This window comes from Pseudoalteromonas sp. SR45-4 (assembly GCF_014163535.1).
Lineage (GTDB): Bacteria > Pseudomonadota > Gammaproteobacteria > Enterobacterales > Alteromonadaceae > Pseudoalteromonas > Pseudoalteromonas nigrifaciens.
The window spans coordinates 24,544-49,525 of sequence record NZ_JACJDO010000002.1 but is presented as its reverse complement, the minus strand read 5'-3'; the positions used below and the strand labels follow the sequence as shown (position 1 = coordinate 49,525).

The window sequence follows — 24,982 nt, the reverse complement described above, 5'->3', positions numbered from 1 at the left end:
AAACACGGGCTGAAAATAAAATTAGATTAAGCTATTTTGCTATGAATATGTTGATTTAAGAGAGGATGTACACGATTGTTTAAAACGCGAATGGCTTCAAACTGTACTAATGATAAATTATCATCTAATTGAAAATTTTCACTTAGGTTAATACACACAGATGCATCACTGCTGTGCTCTACAATTAAAAACTCTCCCGACTGCGCTTTAGAGGTTAAATTAATAACGGCTTCAGTACTTGGAGTGCTTCCTGTGTATTGCTCAAAAAACCAACTTTTAGCAAGTACTGGCTTTAATTGAAATTTCACTGCGGTTGCATTGAGTGATATTTGACATAATTGCGCTGGATTCCACAGCTTAAATTGCACAAGATATTGATAAACTTGTTCATAAAAAGCGGCATCTTCTAAGCTAAAATAAGGGTTTTTAAATGTACTGTCAGTAAGTTGTCTTAACTTATAAGGAGTGCAGAGCTGCATATCTTCATTTAAATCAAGTAATAAGCGGTTTTTTTTGGCGCAAGATATCCACTGCCATTGCTTTGATGCTTGTAACATATCCCCTCCACGCTTAGCATTTAAATATAATAAAAACAATAAGAACAAAGTATAGCCGCTTTTAATCATTTTTAAAATGTTTTATTAGAACATTTATTGAACGATCAAAAGCTTAGAGGGCAAGTTAGCCTTTTAGTGTTAAAACAAACTTAACTTTTAAGGCTAAGTAGCCCTATTTTTATAAACTATCAACTATCGATTTAATTAATTGCGGGCCTTTATAAATAAAGCCAGTATAAATTTGTACTAAATCGGCACCTGCGTTTATTTTTTCTTTCGCCGATGACACATCGTCAATACCGCCTACACCTATAATAGGTAACTGCCCATTAGTTAAACGCTTTAACTCGCTAACTACATGCGTCGCACGCTCCCTAACTGGCTGCCCCGATAAACCACCGGCTTCGTCAGCATATTGCTGACCCGCAACCATGCTACGCTCAAGTGTAGTATTGGTAGCAATTACCCCATCTATTTTATTACTTAGTAAAGATTCACTTACTTGAGCAATTTGGATTGGATCTAAATCTGGCGCAATTTTTACCAGCATAGGTACCTGTTTACCATGTTTAGCAACAAGATCAAGCTGCTCGTTTTTCAAACTTTGTAGTAAATCATCAAGGGCTGCACCGTATTGTAAATCACGAAGCCCTGGGGTATTTGGCGATGAAATATTAACAGTTATATACGAGGCATGTTCAAACACCTTGCGCATGCAATGTATGTAATCGTCTTTGCCTTGCTCATTCGGTGTGTCTTTATTTTTACCAATGTTAATACCTAAAATACCGGTATAGTGGGCTGCTTTAACGTTATTAACTAAATTATCAACGCCTTTGTTATTAAATCCCATGCGATTGATAATGGCATTTGACTGCGGCAATCTAAACATACGTGGTTTATCGTTACCAGCTTGTGGGCGCGGAGTAACTGTACCCACTTCAACAAAACCAAAGCCCATTTGTGCAAATGCAGTAATACACTCTGCATTTTTATCAAGCCCTGCAGCAAGACCAACGGGGTTTTTAAGTTCTAAGCCTAAAAAATTAACTGGTTTATTCACAATATTTTGTGACCAAGCAGCGCTTAATGGTGTATTGGCAAAACGACTTAAATTATTAAGAGCGAACTCATGCGCCCACTCCGCATCACGGGTAAACATAAAACGGCGAGCTAAATCGTAAAACATGAATATAATCCTCTTAAAATGCAGACAAAAAAATACCTCAGACTAGGCCGAGGTATTGTATAACAATTTTAACCATTAACTCATTATTTTCACCAAGGAAAATAATGAGTAGGCATTAATTATGGTTTTTATTCTATTACACGCAGTTATGGCTTAATAACATGAGTTCACGTAGTGCTACTGAAAACTTAGCAAAATCGTGAGTTTGTGATGTTCTAAACTCTGCAAGCATTTGCTTCCAACGTTGTAATAATAACTCTTGGCTATCCATCCATTGCTCAATTTGGCCATTAACATCTTTGTTATCATCGGCAAAACCGTTTAATACCACTTCTGCTAATGTACGTTGTTGCCAATCAAGCTCTTCGCGGTACGATGCACGCGCTAATGCCTGCCAATGGTTTGCTACTGGTTGCTTAGTAATTTGCTCTAAGAACCAATGTAAGCCCATGTTTGCACCAAGCTTGAAGTAAGTATGCGATACAGTATCGATACTTTGTTTCGAACTTGCTGAGATTTCAGCTAAGTCCATAGCAGAAAACAAGCTAGATAAACCAGTAATGCGATTAGCTAGTTCTGCAGGCACACCACTTTGTGTTAACTCTTGGGCAGCTGCAACTAAAAGCTCGCCTTCTTTATCAACCATATACGTTGTTAAATTAGCACTTAAATCTGCAAATGTTGGCGCAAAAAATTCAACTGTTTGGGTAATTGTTTGTGCTTTGTTGCGATGACGTAAGAACCAACGTGTTACACGACGAACCGTGCGACGTAATTGGTATAGCATTTCGGTTTGTACAGCAGCCGGAATTTTATTATCAAGTGCAACAACCGAGGCCCACGTATCGCTCATTTGGAACAACTCGCTGGCAATTGAATAACATAAAGCAATTTCAGCTTCATTTGCACCGGTTTCTTCATGCATACGCACCATGAAGTTAAGGCCCATATCGTTAACAATTTGATTAGCCAGTTTAGTGGCAATAATTTCTTTACGAAGTGGGTGATTATCCATCGCTTCGTTAAACTTCTCACGCAGTGGTAACGGGAACGAATTAACTAACAATTGACGGTAATATGGATTTTCCGTAATTTCATCTGTAACAAATGACTCTTTAAGCACCATTTTAGAGTACGACACTAAAATCGCTAACTCTGGACGTGTTAAGTCTTTGCCAGCTGCTGCACGTTCTGCTAATTCTTCATCACTTGGGATAAACTCAATCGCACGATTTAGCTTGCCTTCTTTTTCAAGAGCATGAATAAAGCGAATTTTCTCTTTAAGCGTTGATGAGCCTTTAGATTGAGTAATTGAAATAGTGTGTGTTTGACGATAACAATCATTCAATACCAGCTTAGACACTTCGTCTGTCATAGCGTATAAAAGTTCATCGCGTTGCTTGCGCGTTAAGTCACCTGAGGTAACTAAACCATTAAGTAAAATCTTAATATTAACTTCGTTATCTGAACAAGTAACGCCACCTACATTATCAATAAAGTCAGTATTAACACGGCCGCCTTTCGCTGCAAATTCAATACGTCCTAACTGAGTTGCACCTAAGTTACCGCCCTCGCCAAATACTTTAGCACCTAGCTCGCCACCGTTAATACGCAGTGCATCGTTTGCACGATCCCCTACATCGGCGTCAGTCTCTTTGCTGCTCTTAACATAAGTACCAATACCACCATTCCACAATAGATCGTAATCCATCATTAGCGCAGCTTTGATCAGTTCAGTTGGTGTCATGCTGGCTTTTTTAGTGCCTAACATTTTTTTCATTTCTGGGCTTAGTGTAATCGACTTAGCCGCACGAGAGAAAACACCACCACCGGCAGAAATTAAATCTTTATTAAAGTCTTCCCACGATGAACGCGGTAATTTAAATAAACGTTCACGCTCAGGGTACGTTGCTGCTGCATCTGGTGTTGGGTCAATAAAAATATGCATATGGTTAAATGCAACTTGTAAACGAGTATGTTTAGATAACAACATACCATTACCAAATACATCCCCTGCCATATCGCCAATAGCTACCACGGTAAAATCGGTTGTTTGACAATCAATATCCATTTCGCGGAAATGACGTTTAACTGATTCCCACGCGCCACGTGCTGTAATACCCATTTTCTTATGGTCATAACCCACTGAGCCACCTGATGCAAACGCATCACCTAGCCAAAAGTTATATTCATTTGCAATGCCATTAGCAATATCAGAGAAAGTTGCAGTACCTTTATCGGCTGCTACAACTAAATAAGCATCATCGCCATCGTGGCGAGTTACATCTACAGGCGCAACAATTTCACCTTGTACAATATTATCTGTGATATCTAACAAACCACGAATAAAGATTTTGTAACACTCTTGGCCTTCTTTTAAGAATGCTTCACGCTCAGTTGGCAATTGTTTACAAACAAAACCGCCTTTAGAACCTACTGGCACAATTACCGCATTTTTCACTTGTTGTGCTTTAACTAAGCCAAGTACTTCAGTACGGAAATCTTCACGGCGATCTGACCAACGCAAGCCACCACGGGCAACACTACCGTATCGTAAATGCACACCTTCAATACGCGGAGAATATACAAAAATTTCAAACGCCGGTAATGGTAATGGTACGCCAGGAATTAAGCTTGGCTTAATTTTAAACGATACATACGATTTAAATTGGCCATTGCCATCTTTTTGAAAGAAGCTAGTACGCAGTGTTGCCACTATCATATCAACGTATAAACGTATAATACGGTCATCATCAAGATTGGCTACGTTTTCAAGTTCTAAATATATTTCTGTACTAAGCTTTTCAAGTGTTTTTTCACTTGCAGGGCTTTTAACTGAGAACTTTTTAGTAAACAAGTTAACAATTTTTGCTGCAATGTGTGGATAATTTGCAAAAGTGCCTTCAATGTAAGCTTGCGAGAAGGTAACCCCAATTTGGCGCATGTATTTAGCGTACGCACGTAATATTGACGCTTCACGCCCAGTAAGACCACCCATTAATACTAAACGGTTAAAACCGTCGTTTTCTAAGCGGTTATTCCAAACACTGGTTAACGCAGCGCGAAAACGTGCTGAAATTTTATCAAAATCTGCCATCCCTTTGCTATCAATTAGCATAGAGAAATCCATGATCCAATTAATGCTACCATCGCTAGTTTTAACTGAATAAGGTGTTTCGCCAACGACGCGTAAGCCAAAGTTTTCTAGCATCGGCATCACATCAGATAAGTGAATAGGCTCATCTTTATGAAATAAGCTTAAACGCACAACATTGCTGTTAGCTTCTTCTTGCGGGCGATAAAATAACATTTCAAGTTTGTTTTCATCGTTAAGCATTTCTAGCTTTTCAATATCAACAACAGCTGCACTTGGTAATACTTCATCTTTATATGAGCGAGCAAATGCTTGAGCATACTTACGGTTTAATTCATTACCGCGTGCTTCGCCAGCTTGCTCTAGTAAGGCTGATTGTAATTTATCTTCCCAAGTACGGGCCGCTTCAACTAAATTGTTTTCAATGTCTTTCACTTTATACTCTATATTATTATCAGTCACACGCACGGTATAATGAGTACGGGCTAGTGTTGACTCAGAGAAATAGGTTGTAAATTCGACTTTTTCGTCAGAATTAAATGCATTTGCTAAAATATTTTGCGTTTCATGACGCAGTGCCGTGTTATAGCGCTCACGTGGTACATAAACCATACATGAGAAAAAACGTCCATAGGCATCTTTACGTACAAACAAGCGACACATATCACGCTCTTGTACTTGCAACACGCCCATTGCAACTTCTAGCAATTCGCTTTCGCGGGCTTGTACAAGTTCATCTCGCGGGTAGGTTTCTAAAATATTAAGCACCGCTTTATAAGCATGGGTGCCTTTGGCAAAATCACACATTTGCATAATACGGTCAATTTTACTTTTAAGAACCGGTACGTCTGCCGCACTGTAGTTATAAAAGTTTGACGAGAACAAGCCAATAAAGCGATCCTCACCAATAACATTGCCTTTGTCATCAAAACGTTTTACACCAACATAGTCGATATAAGCCGGACGATGTACGCGTGATAATGAGTTAGTTTTAGTTAAAATTAGTAAGTTACTACTACGCGCATCTTGGCGAGCAGCTTCTGGTAATTCAGAAAGTAGACGAGTGTGTTCTACACCGGCATTTTTCATCAAACCTAAACTGGTTTCCATTACGCCTTTTAACTCGTAATCACCCTGTATTGGCGATAACTCATATTGGCGATAGCCCATTAGGGTAAAGTTGTCTTTAACTAACCAGTCTAAAAACTCAACCGTTTCATCTACTTCAGCATTATTTTTGCCAGCACGACGTTTTGGTAGCTCTTTACTAACTGCAATTAGCTTTTCGCGAATTGGCTGCCAGTCTTCTACCGCTACCGACACATCTGTAAGCACAGACTCTAACTCTTGTTTGAAAGACTCAATCACAGCTGAATCTGTTTGACGGTCAATTTCAATAAAGAATACTGTTTTGGTCGAGGTTGATTCTTGCTCTGCTTTTAAACCAGATAAACCTGAGATTTTGTCATTTTCATCTCGTTGGATTTTAAGCGGGCTATGTAGTAATAAGTGAGAGGCAATATTTTCACGAGTCATGGCCATACGTACTGAATCAACTAAAAACGGCATGTCTTTAGCTATAATCTCAACAATGGTATGCGATGACTGCCAGCCATCTTTTGCCACTTCTGGGTTGAAAACGCGAATAACCGCGTCATCAGACGTGTTCTTTTCTAGCGAATTCCAAAGGCTTAGTGCAGCACCATATAAGTCACTATCGTTACGATTAGCCAAATCCTCTTTAGACATATTGCTGTACAAGGCTTTGGCGAATTTTTCAACGAGTAACACATTATCAGCGCGAACTTTTTTGTGGATAAGCTTACAAACATTATCTAAAATAACTGAGGCTTGACCTTCATTTCGTGTCATTGTTTATTCCTTAAATCTATTACTGCTTAATAGCAGAATATTTGTACAGCATTTATTAGCGTGGAGTCGAGCAAATTCTAACTCGTTTACAACTAATAAACAGCCTTTTACGATGAAAACATTTTTAGCTTTTCAGCTATTTGGTCATCTATTCACAAATTATAGATATAAATGGCCTTTACAGGCCATTTAGGAGCAAACTTATTCACTTTATTTTTTCTGGTCAGTCCAGAGCAAGCTACCAATTGCTGGTAAAAGCAGCACTGCACCCAGCATATTTACTAAAAACATGAAGGTAAGCAAAATTCCCATATCAACTTGAAATTTCAAATCAGAGAAAATCCAAGTACTCACGCCAATAGCAAGTGTAATACCGGTAAATAATACTGCACTACCGCGCTCAATTAACGCATTTCGATAAGCAACACTCAGCGGTACATTTTGTTTTAACTGCCCCATCATCGACGACAATATATAAATACCATAATCAACGCCTATACCCACACCTAATGCAATAACTGGCAGTGTAGATACGGTTAAGCCAATTTCCAGCTGTACCATTAGTGCTTGTGCAAGAGTAGATACCACATACAGAGGTAACACTACTGCAATGGTTGCTTTTACGCTTCTAAAGCTTAGTAAACACAAAGCAATTACAGCGCCGTAAACATACAGCATCATCGGAATTTGCGCCGCTGACACTGACTCGTTTGTGGCTGCCATTACACCTACTGGGCCTGATGCGAGTTTAAACGCAACTTTATCTGTGCCCTCTTCTTGTGCAAAGCGTTTAACACTTTCAATTACAAGGTCAATTGTTTGCGCTTTATGATCATCTAAAAAGATAATCACTGGCATCACTGAGCAATCGCCGTTGAGTAACCCCGTGCTGGTTTCTACCCGCGAGGTAGATTGTACTAAGCTTGCAGAGTTACGTGGCAGGCTTTGCCATTTAAGGTTACCTTCGTTATAACCGGCATTTACCGACTGCGCTACCGAGCTTAAGCTTACCGCTGATTGCACACCGGCAACATTCTCTACTTTGTATTGAAAACGGCTAATACGCTGCATCACATCATGCTCAGTACATGCTGCAGGATACGCTTCTACAATTACCTTTAAGATATCAGACGAAATGGTGTATTTGTCCGAGATTAAAAATGTGTCTTGGTTATAGCGTGCATCTTGGTGCAATGATGGTGCGCCAGCATGTAAGTCCCCAATACGCATTTTATCTGCTTGCCAATAACCAAGTGCAAATAATACTAAAGTAAAAGCAATTATCATTTTAGCAATTTTAGGATCGGTGGCTTTAACCAATAAATCTCTAATTGCATCAAGCATATTTGGTTTTTTAGCATCACCCGATTGAATATGTACACTATTTTCAAAGTGCATATACGACGCCCATACAGGGAGTAAAATTAGGTTAGTAAATATAATTACCGCAACACCTAAACTAGCAGTTATAGCAAGCTCTCTAATAATACCAATGTCAATGGTTAGCAGAGTTAAAAAGCCAACCGTATCCGATAACAACGCAATGCCGCCTGGGATCAATAATGCTCTAAAGCTTGACTGACAACATTCTCGCGTACTTTTACCCTCGCCTACTTTTTTACCTATCGCGTTAATCATCTGCACACCATGGCTCACACCAATTGCAAATACTAAAAAAGGTACCAAAATAGACATAGGATCTAAGCCAAAGCCTAAACTCGACAGTAGCCCTAATTGCCAAATTACAGCAATGATCGAACACATTATAGGTAAAATAGTCAGCTTTAAACTGCCACAAAATAGCCAAACCATAATAAAAGTAAAGGCAATCGCGATGGCAAAAAATACCACCACACCTTTTGCACCTTCGGCTATATCACCGGCCATTTTAGCAAAACCAATTATATGAATACTCACCTTGTCGGTGCTTAGCGGTTCACGTAGTTGTGTTTCGAGTTTTTGCGCAAATGCTAAGGTATCGAGCTTTTCTTGGGTTTGCGGATCGGTTTCCATTAATTGCGCTGTCACCATCGCACACGAATAGTCACTGGCAATCATGCGCCCAACTACTTTCGCTTTTTCGATATTTTCTTTAACGACCCCTAAACCCTGTTTATCGGCTTTAAAATTAGCAGGAATTATTGGCCCGCCGGCAAAACCATCTTCAACTACTTCAACAAATCGAGCGCTGGGTGAAAATATTGAATTTACTAAAGGTCGATTAACACCAGGGATAAAATATAGCTGGTCGTGTACCGCTTTTAATTGGGTAAAAAATTCAGGATTAAAAATATCGCCGCTGTCGTCACACACCGAAATTAAAATACTGTTAGCGCCACCAAACTGCTTTTCATGTTTGGTGTATACCTTCATATAATCGTGGTTTAACGGAATGTTTTTATTAAACGAGGCATCAAGTTGAATTTGTGTCGCTTTAAATGCCAATAAACAGGTTATAAGCACAAAGCTTATAAGCATAATTAAGCGATGTTTAAATATCGCATTTTCTATAAAGTCTAAAATCTTATGCATTAAGGGGTCAACTCCTTCACTTTAATGCCATCTTCTGTTGCCATGATTAGTTTATTATTTAAAATCACACCATCTAGAATTGCTTTACCGTCGGCCAACTGCTCATGTGTAAGCTCAGCGTTTTGCAAATGAAAAATCACGCCGCTATTGGCCAACATTAGCCATTGTTCATTGTTATAATTTATGATGTTGTTAATCGTTGCTGTTTTTTTATTATCAAGGTGCTGCCAATTTTGATCACCTTGCTGGCGAGTAAAAACATTGCCTCGTAATCCTGCCACTACCTCTTGCTGCGCATTGGCGCTAAATGCAAAAAATGATCCTGGGTAAATTTCGTCAACTCGCTGCCATGTTAAGCCTGCATCGGTACTTTTTGCCATTAAGCCCATTTCACCCACTAACATTAAACCGTCTGGAGTTTGCTCAATGCGGTTAAAGTGCGGCAAAATTGAGGCTGTTTCTGCTTCATAACCTTCTGGGTCGTGTTCTTTTAAATCACTCAAATATTCTCTATCGTCACTAAATAATAGCGAGTCTAAAAAAAGTTTTTGCCAGTGCTTACCACCGTCGCTGGTTTGATAAAACATGCCATAAGCCCCCACAGCATAACCATGTAGCTCATCTTTAAATAAAATATCTAAACACGGTTTATCTATCTCTGGCTTAGCTTGTTGTAAATGCCACGTTTTACCACCATTTGTAGTATTTATTATTGTTGCATCGTGCCCACAGGCCCAGCCATTGTTTTCATTAGTAAAATCAACCGCAGTTAACAATACTTGAGTTGGCACCGATTCTGCTTGTTGCCAATCAATACCATTAATACTTGTAATTACAGTGCCATGCTTACCAACAGCCACTAAACCCGCTTTAGTTTGGGTAATATCAGTCAATAACGTTTTATCGGCGTTTATTGCACTAATAGCAAATTGAGGAGTTTCTTGTGCAACACTCGCACCGCTGAGGATCAGGCTGGCATATACCAAATACTTCATAAATTTAAATCGCCTTGAACTGGGGAATTGTTTGTCTATTTAGGTGAGGAAAAGCCCTGCGCGTCAAAAAGACAAACGCGATGAGAAAGGAAAAAAGGCACCTAACCAATCGGTTAGGTGCCTACTATTAACTATCTACCTTCGCGACGTAATGCGCTTGATGTAAACTCATTGTCGTTAAACGACTGAGAAAAATCATACATTTTGTGCTGGTTATCTAAACCAATTGCTAAGTAACGACGAGAGTTTAAATCATGATAAACCTCTAACGTACTCCACTGCGTTGGTACTTCATAGTAGTTAAGGCCATAAGCCATAGCTACACGGTAAAGTTGGTCACGGTTATCGTAAATATCGGTAACCTGTACTTGCCAGCTATCTTCATCAATATAAAACACACGTTTTTTATAAATATGGCGCGTATCATCTTTTAAGTTAGCTTCAACCACCCACACACGGTGCTTTTCGTAGCGTGTATGCTCAGGGTTAATATGTCCTGGCATTAATATTTCGTCATAGCTTAGTTTATCGCTATGGAGCTTATAACTATTGTATGGAATATAAAGCTCTTGCTTACCTTTTAATGTCCAGGTGTAACGGTTTGGTGACCCGTTAAACATGTCAAAGTCATCAGTGGTACGTAAGCTGTCAGCTGCTGTACCTGGTGCATCATAAGCAACGTTAGGTGCACGACGAACACGACGTTGACCACTGTTGTAGGTCCATGCTTGGCGTGGCGTTAATATTTGGTCCATGGTTTCATGCACTAATAACGCAGTACCCGCTAGGCGTGCCGGCTCTGTTACTTTTTGTTTAAACTTAAACAAAATATTTGAGTCTTGCAGTTGCGCAGGTGTAGCACTTGGATCTGAGTATTTAACTAGTAGTTGCTCATCAAAACCAACATAGTTATACGAACCCGAAGCGTTAGGTGCTGCTTGGCCGCCAAAACGCTCAATAGACTGACCACGGTAACGTAGCAAGTGATTCCAAATTGCCTCTAAACCAGTTTTAGGAATAGGAAATGGAATACCAATTGCTGTACTTTTAATCCCATTACCGCCTTCTATTAGCTCTGCAGTGGGTGCAAATTGCTTAGTTGCATCATATACAAATTGCGGGAACGAAGCAGAGCGACGAGTTGCATATACTGGCATTTTAAAGGTATCAGGATACGCTTCAAATAACGCAATTTGGCCAGGGCTTAAGTTCGCTTTATATTTTTCAATATTGCTTTTATCAATAGTAAACAACACTTTATCCGTATTAAACGGGTCTAAGTGATGCATACCTGCTTTATAACCTGCCGGTGCTGCGGTAATACCACCATTCCACGCAGGAATAGAACCATCTGCATTGCCTGCTTTTTGAGCGCCTAGTGGCGTTAAGTCTGCACCTAAGCGCGCAACTTCTTCGCTGCTAATTTTAGCTAAAGCAGCGTGACTTGCAAACAAGCTACAAAATGCAGTAGCAATGAGGGTAGGTTTTTTAATCATAATAATATTACCCCTAAATAGAATATTTTAAGTTAAATGAAATGTAATCGCGATCAGAGAAGGTATTAATGTCGCCGCCACCCCAAAATGAGTTGTAGCTAACATCTAATGACCACGCATTTTGATAGTTAAAGTTCATGGTTGCACCTAACGATTTACGATCCTCTATAAACAAAAACATAGGATCTGGCGTGCTACCATTTACGTCATGAGAAAATACAAAACGTGGCGAAAAGTTAATACCGTTATACAGGTTATAATAATCACCTTTAGCAATTAAGCGATAACCCCACGATGTAGCCGTAGCAAATTGTTTTTGCTCTGCTCCATTTGATAACGCCATATGGAGCGCAGAATAATCAGAACTGCCTGGGCCGGTCATAATGCCACTACGCCCAGTACCAGAAACGTTTAAACGCATTTCATCGTACTCCGGCATACTATGAATACGCACGCCACCAACCTCACCTACCACAGCCCAGCTATCTGCACCCAAAGATGGGCCAAATAAATGCGTCGCGGTAAATTGTAATTGACTGGTATTACGCTCTATATAACCTTTTGCTAGCTCGCCTGGGCCAACAACACTAACTGCATTGCCTTGGCTCATTTGTGAAATACCTGCAAATTCAGGGCGTAAACCTGCCACTGCTAATTGCTCTGGCATTGCAGCGTAAAGTAGCTCTACGTCATCAATTTGTAGTGGTTCATCTTCGCGAAAAGTAAACTCACCGGCAAACGCAGTTTCACCTAAAGATGTGTTGAAGCTCAAACCATAGAGTTTAATGTCTTCTGGGTATTCATTTTTTGCTAAAGAGAAAGCTCTTAAATTATTAATATTATCTTCAGTGATTTCGGTCGTTCTAATCATTGCTAAATCTTGGGCAAGTGAAGCTTGAGTGAAATTAGACACTCGACCAGATACTAACGGGCGACGGCTATGATAATTCACATGATAAAATGCCACTTCCGTGTCATTAAATTCAGGTAAAAACACGCCTAAACGTAAACCGTATTGGCCGCCGTCATCCGGCTCTACTTTACCTTCATCGCCTTTACCTTTTAGTGCTACCTTAGTTGGATAGGCTAAATACATTTCGGCCAGTAGCGCTTTGCCTTGAGCACTTGAAGGAGCAACGCCTTTGAGTGAGGCTGCTAGGGCAAAGTCAGAGGTTAAATTATTTAAACTGTCGGTTAAAAATGCTAAATCAATATCAGGATTTGAAGTAAAACCTAACTGCACATTTTGCTGATAACCATTTTCAGAGGCAAAGTCATTGGTAGAAAAATACGTTCCCGTTGCTGGTAAGCGTGTTTCTTGCCATTGGTATTGATAAAAACCCTCTAAGGTTACGTTATCAGTAATACCTAACGACGCCCATAACATACCAACAGGTATAAAGGCTTCTTTAAGCTCTGCACCAGGCGCTTTTAAACGGTCTATGTCAACTGGGTTAACGTTAATACCATGCGATATTAATGTACTTTCACCCCAATTTATTACTTGTTGACCAACGCGAATTGATAGTGGGTTTTTTCCTTCATTTAAATCAAAGCTTGCCCATACATACGCATCTAATAAACGGATGTCTGCACAGCTTTGTGCTTTTGTATCTTTGTCATCACATGGATCGACGCCTTGGCCTGAGGTAGGGTTTACATAAGCACGATCGCCATCCATTAACTCAAAGTCATAAAAATACATAAATCGAGTAAACAAACCATAATTATCTTTACTGATAGATAGATCATGGGTGCCCTTTAATAGTTTTGAAAACGAATCACCACTATCAAAGTTTAAATCGCCTGCATCACCATTGTTTGAATATGATCCTGGTTGCGCCCACACATCTTGCGATGAGTAAACGGTATTGTTTAAGGCTGGGTTATAACCCGTCCAATCGAATGAAGGGTTGTTACTTTTACCTATTAAGCCAAAGTCTCGGTCTTCTACACGAATACTTTGCCCATAAGAAAAAGTGGAGTCGAAAGTTATATCAAAACCTCCGGCTTCAAAAACTGCCGCTTGTGCAGTCATTGCAGATAACCCTAAGCTTGCGGCTGCTAAACCTATAGCGATTTTATTTTTAACAAAAAGCGATCTTCTTATCATTTTGGTTTCCCCCCTGTCGCGGGTCATTTTGTGTGATCAAGTTATTGTTTTTAGTGTAATCGTAACGATAGAAGCGAATTAAACAAATTACAAACAGTCGCCTTCAATCAGTCATAATCTTTTTTTATTCACTGACGTTTACGCAATGGTAAGACGTCATACCAGTAATTTATACACGCAAATTAACAATAGGACAAATCGAAATTAACAAAAAGGCAATATTTATGTATATCTATAACATAAATACAAGCGCTTAGGCTACTCGTTCGAGGCGGATAAACTTATTTTCGGGGGTAAGTATCAATCTAAACCTACCTCGCACCCCTAAACTAGAAATGTAGGGGCGCAGGTAGTTTGCGGCAAATCGAATGCTTTTACCGCTGTCATCTACAACTTGTACTGAGCTATAACGTCCATGGTAGTAATCCATGCATTCGTTGTAGCTCAAATTTAATCTAAAATAATATTCAATCATGATTTAATTTAAGGCTTTTTCAACCTTCTCAAATAAATCGTCGCTCAGCGTATCTAAATCAGCTAAACGCTGCAGTTGTGTTTTCATTGCTGCAGAACGTACTTTATCGTAACGTTTCCAAGACATAAAAGGAGTTAACATGCGTGATGCATTTTGCGGATTAATAGTATTGAGCTTAATGAGTAAATCACCAAGCAAAGCATAACCTTGACCATCTAGGCGATGAAATTGCGCGGTATTAAAGTGACTAAAACTGCCAATTAAAGCACGCACTCGGTTAGGGTTTGAAAAGTCAAAACAAGGATGTTCATACAGTGCTTTAATATTGTCAATTGCATCATCACCCGACTGCATGGCTTGCAGTGCAAACCATTTGTCCATTACTAATACGTCGTGTCGCCATTGGCTATCAAAATGTGCAAGCAAGGTGTCACTTAATGTATGCGACGCTTTTATAGCACCACTGAGCGCACCGAGCACATTGGTCATATTAGTTGAGCTTGCAGCTTCTTTTATAAATTCAGCCGCTGATAAACTGTCTGTTTTTGCTAGGTAATACAAACATTGTTGTTTTAATGAACGTATTGCCACAGCAGCCGCATTAACACTGCCATCGTCTTGAAGTGCTTGGTAACAATTAATAAATTCTTGTTCAAGGGTATCAGCTATTTGCTGTTCAAACTGCTGTGTAATAGTAAGAATGGCATCAACTGGGATCGTCTCAAACTCAGCTGCTAAGGTATCAAAGCTAGGGAGTTTTAACAGTTCAGCAAGTAATGCCAAGTCACCTGCTCTACTGGCTATTAATACCTGTAATGCTGCTATTATTTCATTACTTAATGGTTCAGGTTTTTTGCTTGCAATACCACGCTTAACCGCATTAATAAATAGCTGTTGCTGTGCATCCCAACGCGAAAAATCGCTACGCGCAAAGCGCATTATGTGCAATAGGTCTTGATCGTTACTGTGCTGCTTTAATATACACGGGGCTGAAAAGTCTTCCAATAAAACGGCAACAGGTTGCTCTGCTAGCTGATCAAAATTAAATGTTTGCGTTGCTTTAGTTACATCAAGCACATGATCAACGCTCTGACCTTTATATTGTAACGGTACACTTTTTCCCTTGCTATCTAACAGCTCAATTGCAAAAGGAATATGCAAAGTATCGTTTTGTGGCTGATTAATTGGCGCAGCCTGCTCAATGGTAAGGCTAAACGTTTGCGTCTCGCTATGGTAACTTTGTTGTACATTTAAACGAGGAGTACCCGATTGGCTATACCAACGTTTAAATTGCTCTAAGTTAATATTAGATGCATCACTCATAGCACTTACAAAATCGTCACAGGTAACCGCTTGGCCATCGTGGCGTTCAAAGTAAAGTGTCATGCCCTTTTGAAAGTTAGTTTCACCAAGCAAGGTGTGCATCATACGTATAACTTCAGCACCTTTGTCGTATACAGTCACAGTGTAAAAGTTATTCATTTCAATTACTTTTTCTGGACGAATAGGATGCGCCATAGGCCCTGCATCTTCACTAAACTGGTGAGTACGCATTACTTTAACGGCATCAATACGGTTTAGCGCTCGCGAGCCCAAATCACTGCTAAATTCTTGATCTCTAAATACTGTTAAACCTTCTTTTAACGATAACTGAAACCAATCTCTACAGGTTACGCGGTTGCCGGTCCAGTTATGAAAGTATTCATGCCCAACAATAGATTCAATGGTGTGATAGTCTTTATCGGTAGCGGTTTCTTGATTTGCCAAAACGCACTTACTATTAAAAATATTAAGCCCTTTATTTTCCATCGCTCCCATGTTGAAAAAATCAACGGCAACAATCATATAAATATCAAGGTCATACTCTAAATTAAAGCGTGTTTCATCCCACTGCATCGCTTTTTTAAGTGAGCTCATTGCATGCGGTGTTTTTGACAAGTTACCTTTATCTACAAATAAGGCTAAATCGACATTCTTACCACTTTTTGTAGTATAGCTGTCATTTAATACATCAAAGTCACCCGCCACTAACGCAAATAAGTAACTTGGCTTCTTAAACGGATCTTGCCACTTAGCAAAATGACGACCGTCTTGCGTTTCACCGCTATCTACCATGTTGCCATTAGAGAGTAACTGCGGGTATTTTTTGTCTGCTATTATGGTTACATCGAATGTTGATAAAACATCTGGACGGTCCATATAGTAAGTTATTTTTCTAAAACCCTGCGCTTCACACTGAGTACAATAAGCCCCACCCGATAAATAAAGTCCTTCTAGAGAAGTATTTGTTTGCGGAGAAATTTCGGTCACTATACTAAGTTGGCAGTGATCTGGTAGGTTATTAATAATGAGTTGCTCACCCACTATTTTATAATCGCTAATATCATGAGTATCTATTGAAAGCGACACTAAGCGTAAATCAATGCCATCGAGTACTAAAGGTGCCGTTTTAGCGCCCACGCGGCTCAATGTAAGTAGCGCAGTGACTCTTGTTGTTAACGGCTGTAAATCAAAGTTAAGCTCGGTGTGGTTAATTAAAAAGTTTGGCGCTTGGTAGTCTTTTAAATATTGTGTTTGCGGTTTTTGTGTGGCAGTCATAAATACTCCAAAAAAAGCCTCTTTTATGTTTAAAAGAGGCTGTTTAAATTAAGCTGTCTGTTTAGGTTTAATACGTAATATTTTAATACCTAAATAAGCGTAAATAATTGCCAATACAGGGTTAATTAAATTAAAGAAAGCATACAGTGCATAGTCAAATGGATTGATCAGTAACACGCTTTGCATATATGCACCACAGGTATTCCATGGGATCAGCGGGCTAGTAATTGTGCCGCCATCTTCTAAGGTACGCGATAAATTAACCGGCTTTAAACCACGGTTTGCGTATTCTTCTTTAAACATCCGCCCCGGTACCACAATAGCAATATATTGATCCGCCGCAATGACGTTTGTACCAATACAAGTCGCTATAGTTGCAGTGATTAACGACCCTGTGCTTTTTGCGATTTTAAGAATACTCTTAACAAACACATCTAACAGTCCCGTTTTTTCCATAATAGCGCCAAACATCAGTGCCGTCATAATTAGCCAGGTTGTTGTAAGCATACCTGACATACCACCACCACTGAGGAGCGCATCCATATTGTCGTCTTGGGTACTAATACTAAAACCATCAAAAAAAGTGGTCCAAATTAATTTAAAGTAGCCTATTAGCTGGCCTTGGCTTATGTCTATTTGGCTGGCAATTAAATCAGATTGAAACAACACAGCCCACACAGCGCCAAGTACCGCGCCTATCGATATGGCAGGAAACGCTGGCATTTTGCGTATCGCAAGTACCAAAAGTACAATTAAAGGCACTAGCATTTCTAAACCAATATTAAAGTTTTGCTGCAAAATAGCAGTAATTTCATCAATACGCCCTGCTTCACTCGATGCAGTCGCGTTAAACCCCATAAATATAAAGATTATTAAGGCAATTACAAAGCTCGGTACTGTAGTCCATAGCATATGCTGAATATGTTCAAATAAATCTGCCCCCACAACCGCAGGCGCTAAATTAGTAGTCTCTGATAGTGGACTAAGCTTATCGCCAAAATACGCGCCCGATATAACCGCACCAGCCGTTACTGTTTGCTCTAAGCCTAAGCCTGTAGCAACGCCTAATAAAGCCACACCTATTGTAGCCGCTGTGGTCCACGAACTACCAATGCTCATTGCTACAATGCCACAAATTAAACAACTAGCTGCATAAAACCAACTCGGATTAATAACCTGTAAGCCATAGTAAATTAGCGTAGGTACTGTGCCCGAAAGCAACCAGGTGCCTATTAACGCACCTACCATAAGTAAAATTAAGATAGCACCTAACGACAAGGTGATCCCTTCAATCATCGCATCTTCTAGTTTTTTCCAATTGTAGCCATTTTTTAGACCTATTAATGCTGCTGCAAAAGTAGCAAATAACAAAGCTATTTGATTTGGCCCAGAAGAGGAATTATCACCAAATAGATAAACAGCCGCACCAAGTAAACAAATGAGAACTGAGATTGGAATGAGTGCATCAAAAAACGAGGCGGGTTTTATTGGTTTTTCTTCTAATGACTTCAAGATAAAGACTCCTACACACATCTAATGCATGTTAATTATTCTTCTTAGCACATACAGCGCATTAATCGAGCAACATTGATCTAGCTCAACTTTGTGTAATCAGCGATTATAACAATCTTGTAAATTATGGGTAGCAAAAAAGGCGCAATTGCGCCTTTTTTTATAGAGGTAAACCAATTATTACTTTTTGGCTATACGCCCGTATTTAATATAGTCTTGAGTGATCAGGGCTGCTTCCTCTAAAAATGGATCCAGCTTTTCAATTACTTCCGGCACATCATCTAGGTTTTCGATTGGTTTTTCACCTAAACGCGCTAAACGCTCATTAGTACGCACTAAAGCGCGTGCTTCATTTTCATCTTTTTCTTTAATACGCTGAGCTTCTACTAACGAAATAGTTTTGCGGTCTTTCTCTTCGTTGTAGCGAGTAATGTCTTCAAATACATAATTAAACTCTGGCTCTGACTGAATACGCTGCGCATGTTGCTTATCTAAATACGTAATAATCGGTTTTAAGTCACCCATTTCTTGGTATCTAGCGCGTACTATGCTATCCCACGGCAGTGCATTATCTTGTTTGCTTTCTCCCCACTCTGCGGGATCAATTGCAGATGGAAACGAAATATCAGGAATAACGCCTTTGTGTTGTGTGCTACCACCATTTATGCGGTAAAACTTAGCAATTGTATACTGCACACTGCCAAGCTCGTTGTCGTACAGGTCGTACGCTCGCCCTAAGCCTTTGTGCTGTTGTACAGTGCCTTTACCAAAGGTTTGCTCGCCAATCACAATACCGCGACCATAATCTTGTATCGCTGCTGCAAAAATTTCAGAAGCAGATGCACTGTATCTGTCTACTAGAACAGTTAACGGGCCATCGTAGTACGTAATACCATCGCGGTCTTTCTGCTCTTCAATACGATTATTAAGAGTGTGAATTTGTACCACTGGGCCTTGGTCGAAAAACAATCCAGAAAGCTGTGTTGCCTCGTATAAAGAACCACCACCGTTTTGACGTAAATCTATAATAACACCGTCTACTTTAGCTTCTTTTAGTTTAGCTAGTTCAACTTTTACATCTTGCGACAAGTTATTATAAAAGCCAGGAATTTCAATAACGCCTATTTTACTGGTTAAATCGGAATACTGTGCTTCAAACACTTCAGATTTAGCTGCTCTGTCTTCTAGGCGTATTTTATCTCGGGTTATTTCAACTATTTTAGGCGTACCGTGCGCATCAGCGCCTTTTAGATACTGTAAACGTACTTTTGTACCTTTAGGGCCTTTAATTAAATCAACCACGTCATCTAAGCGCCAACCTATCACATCAACAAACTCTTTACCGTCTTGGGCAACGCCAATAATGCGGTCATCGGCTTTAATTTGTTGTGATTTATCGGCAGGACCACCCGGTACTAAACTGCGAATAACGGTATAGTCTTCGTCTGGGCTTAATACTGCACCTATACCTTCAAGCTCTAGGTCCATATCCATTTTAAATTGCTCTGCACGGCGCGGCGATAAATAAGAGGTATGCGCCTCTATACTGCGTGCAAGCGAATTCATTACTATTTGAAAGGCATCTTCGGATTTTGATTGTACTAAACGCTTTTGTGCATTTTTATAGCGCTTTACAAGTACATCCTTTATACCTTCCCAATCTTTACCGGTCATTTTTAAGCGTAGTGCGTCATATTTAACGCGCTCACGCCATATTTCATCAAGTTCGTCTTGGGTGGTTACCCAATCAGCATCTTCTCGATCAAAAAAGTATTCATCTTGTTTATCAAACGTCATCTCATTTTCAAGTAATGAAAGCGAGTAATCATAACGCTCAAAGCGACGTTTAAGGCTTAGGTTAAAAATATCAAACGTAAAGCCTAACTTGCCGGTTACCAATGCGTTATCAAAGCCATTACGATATTGCTCAAATGACGCAATATCGCTGGCTAAGAATACACTTTTATTAAAATCAAGGGATTCGATATAACGATCGTACACTTTACTTGAAAGCTCATCGTTAAATCGAACCGGTGTATAGTGTGAACGAGTAAATAAGTTAACCACTCGTTTGCTGGCTGTAGCATGTTGACTTTCTTGCTTGAGCAACGGTAAGTCTTTTAACGTAACGGCTTCAACGGCAGCAAATAATGAACCTGAAAACAGGGCAGCAACTAACGGAATGAGCGTAAACTTTTTACTCATACACAACTCCTTAATTTATTTTCAGCTTAAATAATGTATAAGCTGTCAGCTTTGGTTTTAACTTGCATACCAGTCACTAATTCAACATGAACGTCGTCTTTGTTCACTTCAGTGATTATTGCATTAACAAGTGCTTGGCCAAGTTTAACCTTAACCTTATTATTAACCTTGACCTCACTTGCTGGTAAAGGTTCAATTTTTCCTGAACGCTTAACCGGTGCGGCTTTAGCTGTTTTATCTGCTGAAGTAGCATTTTTAGCGGCATGAGCAGGTTTCTTTTTGAAAGATTTTGCATCTGCATCTGGACGCGGACGTTGCTGCTTTTTGCGTTTAGCCATTTTCGCGCGGCTTTCTTCCAATGCTTTTTGTGCATGGTCGATATGCTCTTGCTCAACTTTTTCAGCTTGATTACCATCAAGATCAATACGAAACTCTGACTTAGTCACAGCTTCTAAATAACGCCAGTTAGACGTGTATTTTCTAAGCGCTTGGCGCACTTGAGTCTTGCTTACTTTTTCAGACCCTTCAATACGCTCAGCAATATCTTTAAAAATACCGACTTTAAGCGGTTTGATACCGTCTTTTTGTTTAAAACACTGCGGGAATTCTTGATATAAAAATTCCAACACTTCGTTCATATCTTTTAGCTTGTTTGTGGTTTCCATTTTAGAACCTATTTTTCACATCTTTTCATCAAGGGACGAATCAACATAGTGTATTACCCAGTCGACCAATTCTTCGAAGTCGGCCTCAATTACAGCCATATCACCACGAAGGTGTTCCCAAATACCATTAATTGTTTCATCGATAAATTCACACTCGGCTTCGTCTGGTAGACGATCCCAAGCAATATGAATCAAATCATTGAGCGTTTCCGCTACATGTTCTTCATCGCCTTCCCAATCGCCCACATCTTGTACGGCAAAAAGGTAGTCTTGAACATTTAGCAAGTCTTTCATTATAGGCTTGCCTCTAAGCATTTTACTAATGCTTCAAGACCCGCTTGATCGTCAGTATCAAATCGGCTAATACTTGGGCTATCTATATCAAGTACAGCAAATACTTTACCAGCTTTCATAATAGGTACAACTACTTCAGAATTTGACGCTGCATCACAGGCTATATGCCCATCAAAAGCGTGAACATCTTCTATTAATTGTGTTTGTCCGGTTGCAGCGGCGGTTCCACATACACCCTTTCCTACCGGAATTCGAATGCAAGCTGGGTTACCTTGAAACGGACCAAGCACTAATTCGGTAGGTGAATCCATAAAATAAAAGCCCGCCCAATTTACATCATCTAATGAAGTAAATAACAGCGCGCTTATATTTGCCATATTAGCAATTACATTCGATTCACCGCCTATCAGCGATTGCGTTTGCTTAACTAATGACTGGTAAAAATCGTGCTTTTGCATACCAAACTACTTCTTATTAAACATACAGTAGCTAAAGGTACTCTTTGTCGTGAAAAATTGAAACCTTTTGCGGCTAAAAAAAAGGAAAATGCACGCTTTATCAGCATGCTTGCTTAATAATGCTACGATTATTTTTTTGCGGTTTTACGCAGCCCAAACAAAAACAGCCCTGCAGCAAACCCAGACATCACACTATTTATTAAAAATATCTCGCCCGTAGTAGCACTAAGTAAGTAACTAAAAATAGCGCCGCCTAATAAACCAAGCGTTAAAACCCCTGAATAATTTACTTTAGCGTACTTAAACATAAGTAAGTAACCTGGCACTACAAATGCGGCCATCGTTAACCCTACAATATGTGCGTTTGCTATTGCCGTCATCAATAATTGAAAAAATATTGATAAAAAGTCACCATTCATAGCAAGGCCATAATAAACACCCAACATACCACCAATAATGATTGGGGAGAGTAATGAAAGCCCGACACTTTTTGCAAGTTGATGTTTCATCGTAAAATCCTTAAATATACAAACATAAGCCTCAATAATATAAGCATGCCCTAAGCGAGGTAGCTTATAAATAGAGACTATGGTCGTAATTTAAACTTACAAAACAAACGCGTTATTTTATATGAGGCACAAAAAAGCCCGCTAATTAAGCGGGCTGTTTTGTTATATGGTGGAGAGATAGGGATTTGAACCCTAGATGGGCTATAAACCCATGCCGGTTTTCAAGACCGGTGCATTCGACCACTCTGCCATCTCTCCGATACTGCTATAGTTAAAAATAAGAGTGTATTTTAAACTATTTTAAATAAATGCTTATTATTGATTTTAAAAACCAAAACACCATTTATTTGTTGAATAAGTGGTGGAGAGATAGGGATTTGAACCCTAGATGGGCTATAAACCCATGCCGGTTTTCAAGACCGGTGCATTCGACCACTCTGCCATCTCTCCGCACGGCCTGAATAATAGGGAAAGCGCAGAGGTTTGTGAAGCTTTATTTTAAATTAATTGTTTAAGTGATTAAAAAACAACTAATTTGTTTAAAGTTAAAGCAAAAGTGGCCTGTATTAATTGTAATTGAACTTTTATTTAAATATTTCACTCTATTGAACTACAAAGGTTTGCCCAAACATATAAGAGTTGTTAATCTAAATTTAGTTAAATTATCGGAACTACTCAGTTTCAACCACAGGAGCTCTACAATGGCGTTTAATCAATCGTACAATACCGCTAAACCGGTAATGTCTACCATTGAAACAAACAAGGTGCTTAAAAACACCTACCTATTACTTGCTATGACACTCGCATTTAGCGCTGTTACAGCGGGTATTTCAATGGCACTACAGTTACCATACTTTATGGGATTAGTGTTCACACTTGTCTCGTTCGGCTTATTATTTGTAGTAAATAAAAAAGCAGAAACTGCATCTGGTGTATTTTGGGTATTTGCTTTTACCGGCTTAATGGGCGCAGGCCTTGGCCCAATGCTTAACCACTATGCAGAAATGCCTAATGGCCCTATGCTAATTATGCAAGCGCTGGGCTCTACCGCGCTGATATTTTTTGGTTTATCGGCTTATGCACTTAACACTAAAAAAGACTTCTCATTTATGGGTGGCTTTTTAACGGTTGGTTTAATCGTTGTTATTGTGGCAAGCATTGTTAATATTTTCATCGGTAGTTCACTGATGTTTATGGTACTTAATGCTGCTGTAGTATTAATTATGTCTGGTTTAATTTTATTTGATACCAGCCGTATTATTAACGGTGGCGAAACAAATTATATTCGCGCAACTGTGTCACTTTACCTAAGTGTATATAACTTATTTACTTCATTACTTGCTCTGCTTGGCGCAAATAATGACTAATTAAAAAGTTCTGTTAAAATAGCCCCTTAATTGGGGCTTTTTTTTGGAATAATTTTGTCGCGTTTCGTCTTGTCTTTACATACTCCACCCTCTGATCACGATACTACGCAGCGTTTAGTTAAATTTGCGCACGCTTGCTTAGCGCAAGGACACACCATAGACGCTATATTTTTATATCAGCAAGGGGTTTATCATGCTTCAAACCACTTTGATCTTCCCACTGATGAGCTACAAATTCCGATGTTATGGCAGCAATTAGCAGATCAAAAAATTAATTTAATGTTATGTGTAACCGCCGCTGAAAAACGTGGTTTAGACATTAAACACACCAATGTGTTTAATGTTGCTGGGCTTGCTGAATTTGCCATGCTTGCTAGTGATGCCGACAAATGGATACAGTTTAAATGATTAACGTACTCGTAATGAGCCAATGCAGTCCTTTTGATGACTTGCATATTCGCGACGCCCTAGACATGACCCTCATATTTGCAGCTGTCGATCAGAATATCAGTTGGCTCTTTAGTGGCCCAGCTGTACTGGCACTAAAAAAGCAACAACAACCAAATATGCTTGGTATAAAAGATTTTTTTAAAAACATTAAAACATTGGAAATTTATGACGTTGAAAATATTTACGTCTGCGAAAAGTCACTACTCGATTATGGCTTAAACAAAAATGATTTATTGTTAGATGTGCAAGCACTAAACTTTGATCAGCAAAAAGCGCTAATTAAAACCCAGCAACATGTGGTGAACCTATGAGTAACCTACAAACTAATGCTTTGAGCACCTTACATATATTTTCTAAACCACTTAGCTACTACAGCGCCAATCGATTAGAAAACCTAATTCAAGCAACTGATATTGTACTTCTGGTTGGCGATGCCTGTTATGCAGCAAAGCAGTATCGACAATTTGCCGAATCATTGTTTATTTTAGCGCCTGATGCGAGTGCTCGCGCTATAAAGCTAAATAATAACGATAAAGTAATTAGCTATGACGAATTTGTAACCCTTAGCTTATCAACCAATCAATCTATTACCTGGTAACTT

At 39.4% G+C, this 24,982-nt stretch carries 19 protein-coding genes and 2 tRNA genes; 4 read left to right on the top strand and 17 right to left on the bottom strand.

Features of this window, described 5'->3' with window-relative positions:
* Nucleotides 1–26: 26 nt before the first annotated feature.
* The 17 genes from H5058_RS01405 to H5058_RS01325 all read right to left on the bottom strand — a co-directional run bounded on the left by H5058_RS01405 (nucleotide 27) and on the right by H5058_RS01325 (nucleotide 23,014).
* A complete protein-coding gene (locus tag H5058_RS01405) occupies nucleotides 27–557 on the bottom strand; it encodes a cell division protein ZapC (RefSeq protein WP_011328346.1) in 531 nt (176 codons plus the stop codon).
* A 178-nt stretch (nucleotides 558–735) separates the two neighbouring features.
* Entirely contained in the window at nucleotides 736–1,746 is a 1,011-nt protein-coding gene (gene pyrD / locus H5058_RS01400; protein ID WP_182676622.1) for a quinone-dependent dihydroorotate dehydrogenase, read from the bottom strand.
* A 136-nt stretch (nucleotides 1,747–1,882) separates the two neighbouring features.
* Entirely contained in the window at nucleotides 1,883–6,712 is a 4,830-nt protein-coding gene (locus H5058_RS01395) for an NAD-glutamate dehydrogenase (RefSeq protein WP_011328348.1), read from the bottom strand.
* A gap of 210 nt (nucleotides 6,713–6,922) precedes the next feature.
* A complete protein-coding gene (locus tag H5058_RS01390; RefSeq protein WP_182676620.1) occupies nucleotides 6,923–9,244 on the bottom strand; it encodes an RND family transporter in 2,322 nt (773 codons plus the stop codon).
* Entirely contained in the window at nucleotides 9,244–10,239 is a 996-nt protein-coding gene (locus H5058_RS01385; RefSeq protein WP_182676618.1) for a YCF48-related protein, read from the bottom strand. Before H5058_RS01385 ends, H5058_RS01390 begins: the two co-directional genes overlap by 1 nt.
* A 131-nt stretch (nucleotides 10,240–10,370) precedes the next feature.
* The gene (locus H5058_RS01380) at nucleotides 10,371–11,735 is read right to left on the bottom strand and encodes a DUF1329 domain-containing protein (protein WP_179807007.1); all 1,365 of its coding nucleotides are present in this window, start codon (nucleotides 11,733–11,735) and stop codon (nucleotides 10,371–10,373) included.
* Nucleotides 11,736–11,748: 13 nt separating this feature from the next.
* Entirely contained in the window at nucleotides 11,749–13,848 is a 2,100-nt protein-coding gene (locus H5058_RS01375) for a DUF1302 domain-containing protein (protein ID WP_182676616.1), read from the bottom strand.
* Nucleotides 13,849–14,101: 253 nt separating this feature from the next.
* Complete coding sequence (locus tag H5058_RS01370) at nucleotides 14,102–14,323, bottom strand: DUF2835 domain-containing protein (protein ID WP_080516811.1); 222 nt, start codon at nucleotides 14,321–14,323, stop codon at nucleotides 14,102–14,104.
* A gap of 3 nt (nucleotides 14,324–14,326) precedes the next feature.
* Entirely contained in the window at nucleotides 14,327–16,921 is a 2,595-nt protein-coding gene (gene pepN, locus H5058_RS01365) for an aminopeptidase N (RefSeq protein ID WP_182676614.1), read from the bottom strand.
* Between the two features lie 48 nt (nucleotides 16,922–16,969).
* A complete protein-coding gene (gene nhaC, locus H5058_RS01360; RefSeq protein ID WP_011328355.1) occupies nucleotides 16,970–18,454 on the bottom strand; it encodes a Na+/H+ antiporter NhaC in 1,485 nt (494 codons plus the stop codon).
* A 159-nt stretch (nucleotides 18,455–18,613) separates the two neighbouring features.
* A complete protein-coding gene (gene prc, locus H5058_RS01355; RefSeq protein ID WP_011328356.1) occupies nucleotides 18,614–20,638 on the bottom strand; it encodes a carboxy terminal-processing peptidase in 2,025 nt (674 codons plus the stop codon).
* A 26-nt stretch (nucleotides 20,639–20,664) separates the two neighbouring features.
* Nucleotides 20,665–21,303: an RNA chaperone ProQ gene (proQ, locus tag H5058_RS01350; RefSeq protein WP_086998613.1), complete on the bottom strand. Its 639-nt coding sequence runs from the start codon at nucleotides 21,301–21,303 to the stop codon at nucleotides 20,665–20,667.
* Between the two features lie 15 nt (nucleotides 21,304–21,318).
* Nucleotides 21,319–21,597 (bottom strand): hypothetical protein, encoded by a 279-nt coding sequence (locus tag H5058_RS01345; protein ID WP_011328358.1) that lies wholly within the window; start codon nucleotides 21,595–21,597, stop codon nucleotides 21,319–21,321.
* Nucleotides 21,597–22,055, bottom strand: coding sequence for a GAF domain-containing protein (locus H5058_RS01340; protein ID WP_011328359.1), 459 nt, complete (start codon nucleotides 22,053–22,055; stop codon nucleotides 21,597–21,599). The genes H5058_RS01345 and H5058_RS01340 overlap by 1 nt, the downstream gene beginning before the upstream one ends.
* A gap of 128 nt (nucleotides 22,056–22,183) precedes the next feature.
* Nucleotides 22,184–22,564, bottom strand: coding sequence for a hypothetical protein (locus H5058_RS01335; RefSeq protein ID WP_182676611.1), 381 nt, complete (start codon nucleotides 22,562–22,564; stop codon nucleotides 22,184–22,186).
* Between the two features lie 167 nt (nucleotides 22,565–22,731).
* A tRNA-Ser gene (locus H5058_RS01330) sits at nucleotides 22,732–22,822 on the bottom strand.
* Between the two features lie 101 nt (nucleotides 22,823–22,923).
* Nucleotides 22,924–23,014, bottom strand: a tRNA-Ser gene (locus H5058_RS01325).
* 251 nt (nucleotides 23,015–23,265) lie between these two features.
* Here H5058_RS01325 and H5058_RS01320 point away from each other — a divergent pair.
* The 4 genes from H5058_RS01320 to tusB are packed head-to-tail and all read left to right on the top strand — an operon-like array spanning nucleotide 23,266 to nucleotide 24,979.
* Nucleotides 23,266–23,931 carry a Bax inhibitor-1/YccA family protein gene (locus tag H5058_RS01320; RefSeq protein WP_041454448.1) on the top strand — a complete coding sequence of 222 codons (666 nt, stop codon included), beginning with the start codon at nucleotides 23,266–23,268 and terminating at the stop codon, nucleotides 23,929–23,931.
* A 54-nt stretch (nucleotides 23,932–23,985) separates the two neighbouring features.
* Nucleotides 23,986–24,339, top strand: a complete 354-nt coding sequence (gene tusD / locus H5058_RS01315) for a sulfurtransferase complex subunit TusD (RefSeq protein ID WP_011328362.1) — start codon at nucleotides 23,986–23,988, stop codon at nucleotides 24,337–24,339.
* A complete protein-coding gene (tusC, locus tag H5058_RS01310; RefSeq protein WP_041454449.1) occupies nucleotides 24,336–24,692 on the top strand; it encodes a sulfurtransferase complex subunit TusC in 357 nt (118 codons plus the stop codon). The genes tusD and tusC overlap by 4 nt, the downstream gene beginning before the upstream one ends.
* A 20-nt stretch (nucleotides 24,693–24,712) precedes the next feature.
* Complete coding sequence (gene tusB / locus H5058_RS01305; protein WP_041454715.1) at nucleotides 24,713–24,979, top strand: sulfurtransferase complex subunit TusB; 267 nt, start codon at nucleotides 24,713–24,715, stop codon at nucleotides 24,977–24,979.
* Nucleotides 24,980–24,982 lie beyond the last annotated feature (3 nt).